The 8,948-nt window shown below is 42.7% G+C and carries 12 protein-coding genes and 3 tRNA genes; 7 read left to right on the plus strand and 8 right to left on the minus strand.

Going from position 1 to position 8,948, the window contains the following annotated elements; genetic code table 11:
* The first annotated feature begins 197 nt into the window (after positions 1 to 197).
* Entirely contained in the window at positions 198 to 893 is a 696-nt protein-coding gene (locus VIN08_RS00760; protein ID WP_331958750.1) for an RNA ligase family protein, read from the plus strand.
* Between the two features lie 15 nt (positions 894 to 908).
* Positions 909 to 2,015 (plus strand): ATP-binding protein, encoded by a 1,107-nt coding sequence (locus VIN08_RS00765; protein WP_331958753.1) that lies wholly within the window; start codon positions 909 to 911, stop codon positions 2,013 to 2,015.
* Positions 2,016 to 2,225: 210 nt separating this feature from the next.
* Here VIN08_RS00765 and VIN08_RS00770 read toward each other — a convergent pair.
* The 3 genes from VIN08_RS00770 to VIN08_RS00780 form a co-directional block, all read right to left on the minus strand.
* Positions 2,226 to 2,309 (minus strand) — tRNA-Tyr (locus VIN08_RS00770).
* Positions 2,310 to 2,321: 12 nt separating this feature from the next.
* A tRNA-Pro gene (locus VIN08_RS00775) sits at positions 2,322 to 2,395 on the minus strand.
* A gap of 623 nt (positions 2,396 to 3,018) precedes the next feature.
* Positions 3,019 to 3,091 (minus strand) — tRNA-Asn (locus VIN08_RS00780).
* Positions 3,092 to 3,376: 285 nt separating this feature from the next.
* Between VIN08_RS00780 and VIN08_RS00785 the strand changes: the two genes are divergently transcribed.
* Complete coding sequence (locus VIN08_RS00785) at positions 3,377 to 3,649, plus strand: hypothetical protein (RefSeq protein WP_331958754.1); 273 nt, start codon at positions 3,377 to 3,379, stop codon at positions 3,647 to 3,649.
* A 6-nt stretch (positions 3,650 to 3,655) separates the two neighbouring features.
* A complete protein-coding gene (locus tag VIN08_RS00790; protein ID WP_331958757.1) occupies positions 3,656 to 3,973 on the plus strand; it encodes a HigA family addiction module antitoxin in 318 nt (105 codons plus the stop codon).
* Between the two features lie 22 nt (positions 3,974 to 3,995).
* Here VIN08_RS00790 and VIN08_RS00795 read toward each other — a convergent pair whose 3' ends face one another.
* Entirely contained in the window at positions 3,996 to 4,286 is a 291-nt protein-coding gene (locus VIN08_RS00795; RefSeq protein WP_331958760.1) for a helix-turn-helix transcriptional regulator, read from the minus strand.
* A 107-nt stretch (positions 4,287 to 4,393) separates the two neighbouring features.
* Between VIN08_RS00795 and VIN08_RS00800 the strand changes: the two genes are divergently transcribed.
* Positions 4,394 to 4,663 carry a hypothetical protein gene (locus VIN08_RS00800; RefSeq protein ID WP_331958763.1) on the plus strand — a complete coding sequence of 90 codons (270 nt, stop codon included), beginning with the start codon at positions 4,394 to 4,396 and terminating at the stop codon, positions 4,661 to 4,663.
* 138 nt (positions 4,664 to 4,801) lie between these two features.
* Here VIN08_RS00800 and VIN08_RS00805 read toward each other — a convergent pair whose 3' ends face one another.
* The 4 genes from VIN08_RS00805 to VIN08_RS00820 all read right to left on the minus strand — a co-directional run bounded on the left by VIN08_RS00805 (position 4,802) and on the right by VIN08_RS00820 (position 6,980).
* The gene (locus VIN08_RS00805; RefSeq protein WP_331958766.1) at positions 4,802 to 5,329 is read right to left on the minus strand and encodes an NADH-quinone oxidoreductase subunit NuoB; all 528 of its coding nucleotides are present in this window, start codon (positions 5,327 to 5,329) and stop codon (positions 4,802 to 4,804) included.
* A gap of 17 nt (positions 5,330 to 5,346) precedes the next feature.
* On the minus strand, positions 5,347 to 5,838 hold the full coding sequence (locus tag VIN08_RS00810; protein WP_331958769.1) for an NADH-quinone oxidoreductase subunit A: 492 nt from the start codon (positions 5,836 to 5,838) through the stop codon (positions 5,347 to 5,349).
* 290 nt (positions 5,839 to 6,128) lie between these two features.
* Positions 6,129 to 6,524, minus strand: a complete 396-nt coding sequence (locus VIN08_RS00815) for a DUF1761 domain-containing protein (protein WP_331958772.1) — start codon at positions 6,522 to 6,524, stop codon at positions 6,129 to 6,131.
* 63 nt (positions 6,525 to 6,587) lie between these two features.
* Positions 6,588 to 6,980: a VOC family protein gene (locus VIN08_RS00820; protein ID WP_331958775.1), complete on the minus strand. Its 393-nt coding sequence runs from the start codon at positions 6,978 to 6,980 to the stop codon at positions 6,588 to 6,590.
* Positions 6,981 to 7,116: 136 nt separating this feature from the next.
* Between VIN08_RS00820 and VIN08_RS00825 the strand changes: the two genes are divergently transcribed.
* Positions 7,117 to 8,193, plus strand: a complete 1,077-nt coding sequence (locus tag VIN08_RS00825) for a histidine kinase (protein WP_331958778.1) — start codon at positions 7,117 to 7,119, stop codon at positions 8,191 to 8,193.
* Positions 8,194 to 8,204: 11 nt separating this feature from the next.
* Positions 8,205 to 8,948, plus strand: a 744-nt coding sequence (locus VIN08_RS00830; protein WP_331958781.1) for a LytTR family DNA-binding domain-containing protein, incomplete at its 3' end; no start/stop codon positions are given.

The raw sequence follows: 8,948 nt of genomic DNA on the forward strand, positions 1-8,948 counted from the left end.
CCCTTTAACTGAGGGATTTTAAAATGCTCGTCTTGTAATACTATACCATCCTTATTTATACTCCCGTTCGGGAGCCGGATCGGTATTATCCTATCTATACTATTCCTTGTCAATAACAGCTTGTGCAGTATAACTCCACAACGGTTCTGCTATTGCCTGGGAATTTCATTCACGTTATTCACTTAAATTACAAGATAATGAGTATCTCCCGCAAATATGGAAGAACTTACCATTACCCGTTTTCACCCGGCACCACCAGCGATGACCGTATTCATCACGACTACTGGCTGGCCGTACAAAAAATCACTTCGGTGATACATACTGAAAAACTGGATGGTGAAAATAATTGTCTGAGTCGTTATGGTGTGTTTGCCCGATCGCATGCAGCACCAACGACATCAGCATGGACAAAAGCTATCCGCGATCACTGGAACCTGATCAGGCATGATCTGGGCGACATGGAGATCTTCGGCGAAAATCTATATGCTGTTCATTCGATCGAATACCGAAAGCTCGAACATCATTACCACGTATTCGCTATACGCATACTCGATACCTGGTTAAGCTGGGAAGAAGTAAAATTCTATGCAGCCCTGTTCGATTTTCCTACGGTGCCGGAAGTAAAGATTGTACAACCTCAGGACGAGCTTGCTTACCGGCAGGATATACTCCTGCTGGTTCAGCAGCACAGCAGGTTCGATTCGTATGATATTCATACAGAACAACCCTGCACATGCGAAGGGATCGTGAGCCGAAATGCCGAAGAGTATAAAGTTGACGATTTTATGAACAACGTTTTCAAGTATGTTCGCAAAGGTCACGTGAAGACGGATGAACATTGGACGCGCCATTGGCGCAGGGCAAAATTACAGTGGGAATACCCACAGGTATAACATTAAAATTATTTTATGAACTGGATTTTATCAACCAATAAAACATGGGGCCACCTGGAAAAGCAATTCGATTGGGTAGCTGCCATGCGCGATGTTCCGCAAGATGCGCTGTACCATGCTGAAGGGAATGTAGCAGTACACACGCAAATGGTACTGGAAGCCTTAACTTCCGATATATACTATAAAGCGCTGCCAGCATCACAACAAGAGCTGCTATGGACTGCCGCTTTGTTACACGATGTTGAGAAAAGATCAACCACTATAACGGAGCAAGATGGTCGCATTACTTCTCATGGGCATGCCCGTAAAGGAGAGTATACTTCGCGCCAGGTGCTATATCACCTTGGCATGCCCTTTCAACAACGGGAACAAGTAGCAGCACTCGTGCGGTTACACGGCTTACCGCTCTGGCTAATGGAGAAGACTGATCCTGTTAAAGCATTGCTGGGTGCATCGCTTCGGATAGACATGCCGCTGCTGGCGTTGATCGCGAGAGCGGATGTATCAGGACGTATCTGCAACGATCAACAGCAATTACTGGAACGTATCGATTTCTTTCAGGCATATTGCGAAGAAGTTGGATGTTGGCAAGGCCCGAAAAGCTTTGCTTCCGATTTAGCGCGATTCGTATACTTCCATAAAGAAGAATCGCATCCGGAGTATATACCGTTTGACGATCTGCGCAGCGATGTGATCATGTTATCAGGCTTACCCGGTATGGGCAAAGACCGCTATATCAAAAAGCATTATGCTGACTGGCCCGTGGTGAGTCTTGATGACATTCGCAGACAACATAAGTTTAAACCGGACGACATTACTGCTACGGGACAAGCGGTGCAAATGGCGAAAGAACAGGCGCGCGAATATCTACGCAAAGGCGAACGGTTTATCTGGAACGCCACGAACATCACCCGCCAGATGCGTTCGCAATGGATAGATTTGTTCGCTACCTATAAAGCCCGCGTTCGTATAATATATATAGAGGTGCCTCATCGGGAATGGGTACGACAAAACTATAACCGCGAACATGTTGTACCGGAAAATGTATTGATGCGATTGCTACGGAAACTGGAGGTTCCTTTACCATACGAAGCCCATTCGGTAGAATATATAGTGGAATGACCTGTTTACAAGTAAAAGAAAAAGACTCCGCGGAAATTCTCCGGGAGTCTTTTTACTATAGTACACAACGACCATCGTAAGTTCTTCCTGAACAGAACTGCAGCGCATGGTGGTTAGGTTAGTGGTTGTGATAGCGTTAACTGTTACACGTTATCGTTATCCGATATAACGATTAACGACCGCCATTAACGTGTAACGACTAGCACTCAGTCGGAAGGGGATGAATCGAACATCCAAGGCATAAATGCACCACTTTTACAGAGTGGCCCGCTCCCACTTACGGTCTACCTTCCGATATATATACTGTCAGGACAGAAGGGTTCGAACCTCCGGTCTCCTGCTTCCAATGCAGGCGCGATACCTGGCTTCGCTATGTCCTGATATTTATTCATAAAAAAAGCCTCCACATCGGGAGGCTTCGTTATATATCTTCATTACCTGCTTCGCATTAATCAGACATATATACTCCGCTCTCCGGTATAGTATATGTGGGGTATAGACAAGAATAATATGGATATCGATAATTCATACGGAAAATATACGTTTCGATTTTGTTACTTGTCACCTATTAGGTAACATTTATTTTTTATTCTAATATATTGTGACGCGGAGGGCTTTAACCTCGATCTCTTCATTTGTGATGAAGCGCATTTATCAGCGACTATGCTATCGCGTCACCGGCATTTGCATCGGACACAGGGAATATTACTTCACCGTAATCCATCGCTTGCCCTATGTCGAGGTGGCTGGACTTGAACCAACATATAACCATTACGGTTTTTACACGGTATAAGCGTGAGCCGATACACCTCGTAAAGCGTGAATAATTTACTCACGCTTAAAAACTCACCCGGCCGGAATTGAACCTGCCACGAGAAACCGATAAAGATCTCTCCGCCTCCCTGGTACATGCGGGCGTTCATTACGCAATCCGGCAGATCATTCGCACGCGTGCACGAACTATTGAAATATATACTATATATACTCAACTGCCGGATATCTGCGGACATAGATGGGCACGATCCACCGACCGAGGCATTAACAATGCCTTGCTCTGCCAACTGAGCTATATGTCCCTCAAAAAAAATAAACCAAATAAAAAACCCCGGGTTGTTCGCCCGGGGTTCTATCAATACTGACTGTTATATAGCTATATAACGGTATTTATACCCGGGCATATCCCATAATCCTTTCCTACCAGATATATATGCTGGCGTGAAGGGTTGCTGTTAAATATGGTAAATGCCGGTTTCATGTGTTTTTCTAATTGTGATGCAAATATAGGATAACTTTTGAGATGTTACCTTCAGGGTAACAATAATTATTTTATTTTTGTGACCCAATCGCAAGGTTGAACATAAATGATAGTATCGATCCGCCATAGCGTTCTGAAAAGTCTCTTTGAAAAGGGAACAGCTACGGGTATATCCCGTGAGCTGAAGGATAGCTTGTTGCTATGGCTCTCGGTTATACACGCAGCGTCTGCTCCGCGCGATCTTTCTATTTCGCAAGTCAGCATATTGGAATCCAATAACGATAGTTATCGTCTGCAGGTAAAAGGTATAGGAACTTTTACGTTTCGCTTTGCAGACGGTGATATATACCAGTTAAATTATAAGCAGGAACCAAAGTAAATAACTATGGCACGCATGCAAAGCCCCGCGCACCCCGGACAGATTCTTGAAGAGCTCTATATAAAACCTCATCAACTGTCCATCACAGATGTAGCGGGAGCGCTGGGCATTGCACGCAAAAACCTGTATGCTATATTAAAAGGAGATTATGCAATCTCGGTAGAGATGGCTTTCAAGCTCAGCAAAGCATTTGATACCACGCCCGAATTCTGGATGCAGGCACAACTCAACTACGATCTGGCAAAAGGATATAAAGAATCGGGAAGTATAAAGATCAAGAGTTTGATCCCGAAAAAAACATCAAAACAGAACGCTAAAGACTAACCTAATATACAATCAGTAAATTCTATTTTCTCTTTCTGTTCTCCTTCTTTCCCAATCCTTTGAAATCAATATTGTCAGGTAAAGGACCATCGTAATCCAACAAAACTTTTACCTCAACATCGAGTGCTTTGGCTAATTTAAAAATTGTTTGAAATTCGATGTTCTCTTTCCCTTGTTCATAACGACTAATATCGCTGTCGTTGATCTTGGAGAGAATCTCAAGATCTAGTAATCTAAGCTTTCTATGTTTTCTTAATTGCTTTATTCTTTTACCAAGCTTTAAAAGTTCTGCTGAAAATTCCGAGGCTTTCATATAGAATGTGAATGAGCCTGAAAAGTGAGGTTATATAACAAAAATAAAATGGGGTTATAAGCACATTTACGAAAAAACATTTTACCTTTGAATCAAAGGAGAGCAGAATGAAAAAGGAATCCGACAAAAAAAATAAACCTTGGAAAGGTTCAAGAAGAGAAGAGATGTCGTTAAATCTCCCCTCGCATTTTATCATGTTGTGCCATTTACTGGAAGTGCCTGCAGAAAAAGTCTTACATGACTTTATGAATACTATAGCCATGGAGAGTTATGGTCTTAAGAAAGAAACATCAACAAAAACTCATATCATATTTTATAGATTGTGGTTATGGCCAGCAACACTACTCACAAGAGGATATATTAAAGATGTTTCATGAACTAAGCTGCATCGGAACGTTGTGGCCAAAAGACGCTCCCATGAAAGTTATAGATCAGCATGTAGCGTGGCGTGAGATGTACCACAAGCAGTGGTTCAAAAAATGGTTTCGAAAAATCAGAAGAAAAGAAGTATATAATTAAACTACTGTTTCTTTATTTATCAACTTCTCTATAGCAGTAGGAGCCGCTAAACTTTCATTGCGAATTTTCTCCTGTAGTTTTAAAAATCCTCCTATCAATGCTTCAGGGCGGGGCGGACATCCGGGTACATATACATCTACTGGCACAATTCTATCAACACCTTTTACAACGTGATAGCCGTGCTGCCAATACGGTCCTCCGCAGTTGGAGCAAGAGCCCATCGAGATCACGTAGCGAGGCTCGGCCATCTGTTCATAGAGGCGCTTGATGCGATCAGCCATTTTAAACGTTACTGTTCCGGCAACGATCATCACATCAGCCTGGCGTGGCGATGAACGGGGCGCCATACCAAAGCGATCCATATCATACACCGTTGTACCGGTGCTCATAAACTCAATCGCACAACACGCTATACCGAACGTCATGGGGAACATTGAAGATAACCTCGCCCAATTAAGCAGATCATCCAATTGTGTAACGATTACACCACCTTGCTCAAATTTCTGATCCAGTAATCCTTTCATGATCTTATTCGTGTAGGCTAGCCGTTGTTTTTACTTTTATACTTCTCGTTGATGGCATCATACAGTTCGCGCGGAACTACTGACTTTACTTCTGTCGGTTTAGGATCGGGCTTGATCCAGTCGAGGTGACCGTTCACCCACGCATAAGCAAGACCCAGCGCCAATACAAAAATAAAGATCACCATCTCTATCAACGAAAACCAACCCCATGCTCCGTTGGTTTCACGGATCAGGTCTTCATTGGCAAAAATAGTTGCCCACGGAAAAAGAAAAACGATCTCTACTTCGAAGAGCAGGAATATCAACGCTACTATATAGAATCGAATATTGAATTGCGTCCATGCTGCGGTAATAGGTTCTTCGCCACTTTCGTAAGTCGATAATTTTTCGGGATTAGGTCTGTTGGGGCGAACAATCCTTGAAACAAGGAGTGTAACGAGTATGAAGACAACGCCTCCTATTATATAAAGAAGAACTTCACCGAATGCAGAAAGGTATTGCTGGTTCATAACGAACCAAAGATATAATAATCTGGGGGAATTTAATTTTGTTTCCCGCTGATCTCGCAGAACCACGCAGATTAAATGCAGGAATAGTTAATGGCTCTCGAATAACAAAATTGAATAATGAACAAGGAACATCGATCAACGAATATTGAAGTTGGTAGTGGTGTCAGCTGTTCTTAACTGACACCTTGAATAAGGAATACACTTTACGAATAACTATTAACGAATAACGGAAATCCGAATAGCTAACAAGGAACATCGATCAACGAATGTCGAAGTACAAATACACGCAACTACTTCCAGGCCGCGATGATCACGCCCATTACGGTTAGTGCTACGATGCTATAGCCTGCGTTGATGAGAAATAGTTTGAACGATCTTCTTTCAAACAGGTAATGAGTGCCTATGAATGTTGCTACCCAGCCGAAGCCTGCGAGGAATCCCCAGAGTGCTCCCATCTCAGGTTTATCTTCAGGGCCCATGAACATAGCCAGGTTTACTGCGGCAATAAGTCCGAGGACGAACGATAGTCCGAAGATCTTTGCCATGTTAGCGCCTTTCATACTCTCTTCTGTGAATCCGTTTTCGCGCATCCAGGCTTTACCAAATACTGCGGGTGAATACCAGATACCTCCTATAAGAAAGGTTGATGCTGCGGCTGCGAGGATAGACCAATAATTTAAATCCATATGTTTACGTGTTAGGTGTTGATGTATTTAGGTTAGAAATTCAAAGTGTTTATGATTTAAGGTTTAATGTTCGATTTGAGCCAGGACGATTTCGTTGCCGTAGAGGTCGAGGAAATGCAGAAAGGTGGCGCCTGCGTCTGTTACAGGCGGGCGTATAATCTGTACGTTGTGTTGTTGTAGTTGCTGATGCAGTTGATTGAATGAATCGGTATATAGTACAAAGGTTGGCTGGCCTTGTGTTTGTCTGCCTACATTTGCCTGTTGTGTAGGCGAGGTTGCTTTGAGGAACCAGATGCCCGCAGTATCCTGATCGGAGAAAGCTATATGTAGGTAACGTTGTCCGGAGTCGGTAGTCATATCATATAGTTTGCGGGCATTCAACGTCTTCTCATAGAAGCGAAATGCTTGATCGTAGTCGTGCACGAGAATAACCATTCGTCCGAGAGACAGTTTCATAGAATCCATGTGATAAGGTAAAGCGTTACTATATATAATTACTTCCTTATAAAATTAAGCATTGTATGGAAGTACGGTCTGAAATTGTGAAATTTATAGATACAAAACCGGAACGTGTTACTGAAACGGAAGATCTATGTCCTCAACCGGAAAAGATATATATCCTGATTTGAATACTCCACAGGAAGTGCAGTTGAATGACAAACTCATCCGACTGATCGGTATTCCTTTCTTCGGTATATCTATTCCTAACCTTACGGGAATCTTTGGTACGCTTACCTATCGCGACTACCGTTACTGGATGGGGTATATATTCTTTATCGTATTGGCGGCTATGATCTGGCAGGGTAATCGTTACCTGATGTTCAGCACACGCAAGCGGTTTACGTGGTTCGATAAACCAATCGAAAAGCTTATTCTGCTTTTCATGAATAACATTTTCTATACTACGCCACTTACTATAGCCTGGCTTTGCCTCTGGTATCGGTGGGCAGGATTTTCATTTATTCATTGGAACACTATTCTTATTGTTGCCCTGGTAAATGTTATCTGTGTTTTATTTGTGATCCATGTATACGAAACAGTGTTTATGGTAAAGGAGCAGCAAAGTGAGCAGGTAAAAAACGCAGAGCTATCGCGCGCAAAAGCAGAGGCCGAATTAGAGGCTTTGAAGAATCAGATCGATCCGCACTTCATGTTCAACTCACTCAACAGTCTCTCCTACCTCATTGGCACGGCACCTGACAAAGCCAAGCTCTTTACCGAGAATCTTGCCGAAGTATACCGCTATATATTGTCGCAGAAAGAACAAACGCTGGTAGTGCTGGAAGATGAATTTATCTTTATGGATACGTATGCAGCTTTACTCAAACTTCGCTTTGGTGAAGCGCTCAACATTCAAAAGAACTTCAGCAGTGCGATAACAAAAGAATTTCTCATTCCCCCTATATCTGCCTTTGTGGCATTGGAGAATGCGGTGAAGCATAATGAAATATCCGAACGCATGCCGCTGCAGGTATGTATTTCCATACACGATGGTATGCTTCGTATAAAAAATAAAATTCAACCGAAGCGAAGCATACAACATTCCTCTAAAATAGGATTGAAGAACCTGGATGACCGCTTCAGAATCATTACCGGCAAAGGTATATATACGGCTAATGAACAGGAAACTTTTACGGTAACACTTCCGCTTATACCGATCAACGCTTAACTACACTTGCCATGAACGTTATTATCATTGAAGATGAATTACTCGCACAAGCCAAACTGGAAACGATGTTATATACACTCGATAAATCCATCGTAGTGTTAACCAAGTTGAGCAGTGTAAAAGATTCCATTCAATGGTTATCACAGAATCCATCGCCCGACCTGGCATTTGTAGATATACAGCTTTCAGATGATCATTCGTTCGAGATATTCCGAAAACATCCGGTATCATTCCCGGTAATTTTCACTACGGCTTATGATAAATATTTACTGGAGAGCTTTGAGTTTAATGCGATCGATTATTTACTTAAACCGATCACCGAAGAGAAACTGAAACGCTCGCTGGAAAAGGTCGCTATACTGCGTGATCATTTCCTGCAAGGCAATCTTTTGAAATTCATTCAAAATATACCGCAGCAGCCGGTGCGCAATCGCATCATCGCCAAGAAGGGAACGGAGTTCGTAGCAATGGATCTTTGTGATATAGCGTATTTCTATACCGAGCACAAAATTGTATTCGCGAAAGATTTTAGTGGACGGCAATTGATCCTGGATAAAACTATAGGAGAACTGGAATCGGAGATCAGTTGTAAAGATTTCTTTCGGATCAATAGAAAGTTTTTAGCGAACCTGAAATCTATCGAGCGGTTCAAGCCGGATAATGGTAAGATCAGAGTATATCTGAACCCGGAGATGAAGGAAGAGGTGCATGTGAGCAAGGAGACTGCACCGGAGTTTCGGCTGTGGATTGAGGGG

It is taken from the genome of Ohtaekwangia sp., assembly GCF_036568665.1.
GTDB lineage: Bacteria > Bacteroidota > Bacteroidia > Cytophagales > Cyclobacteriaceae > Ohtaekwangia.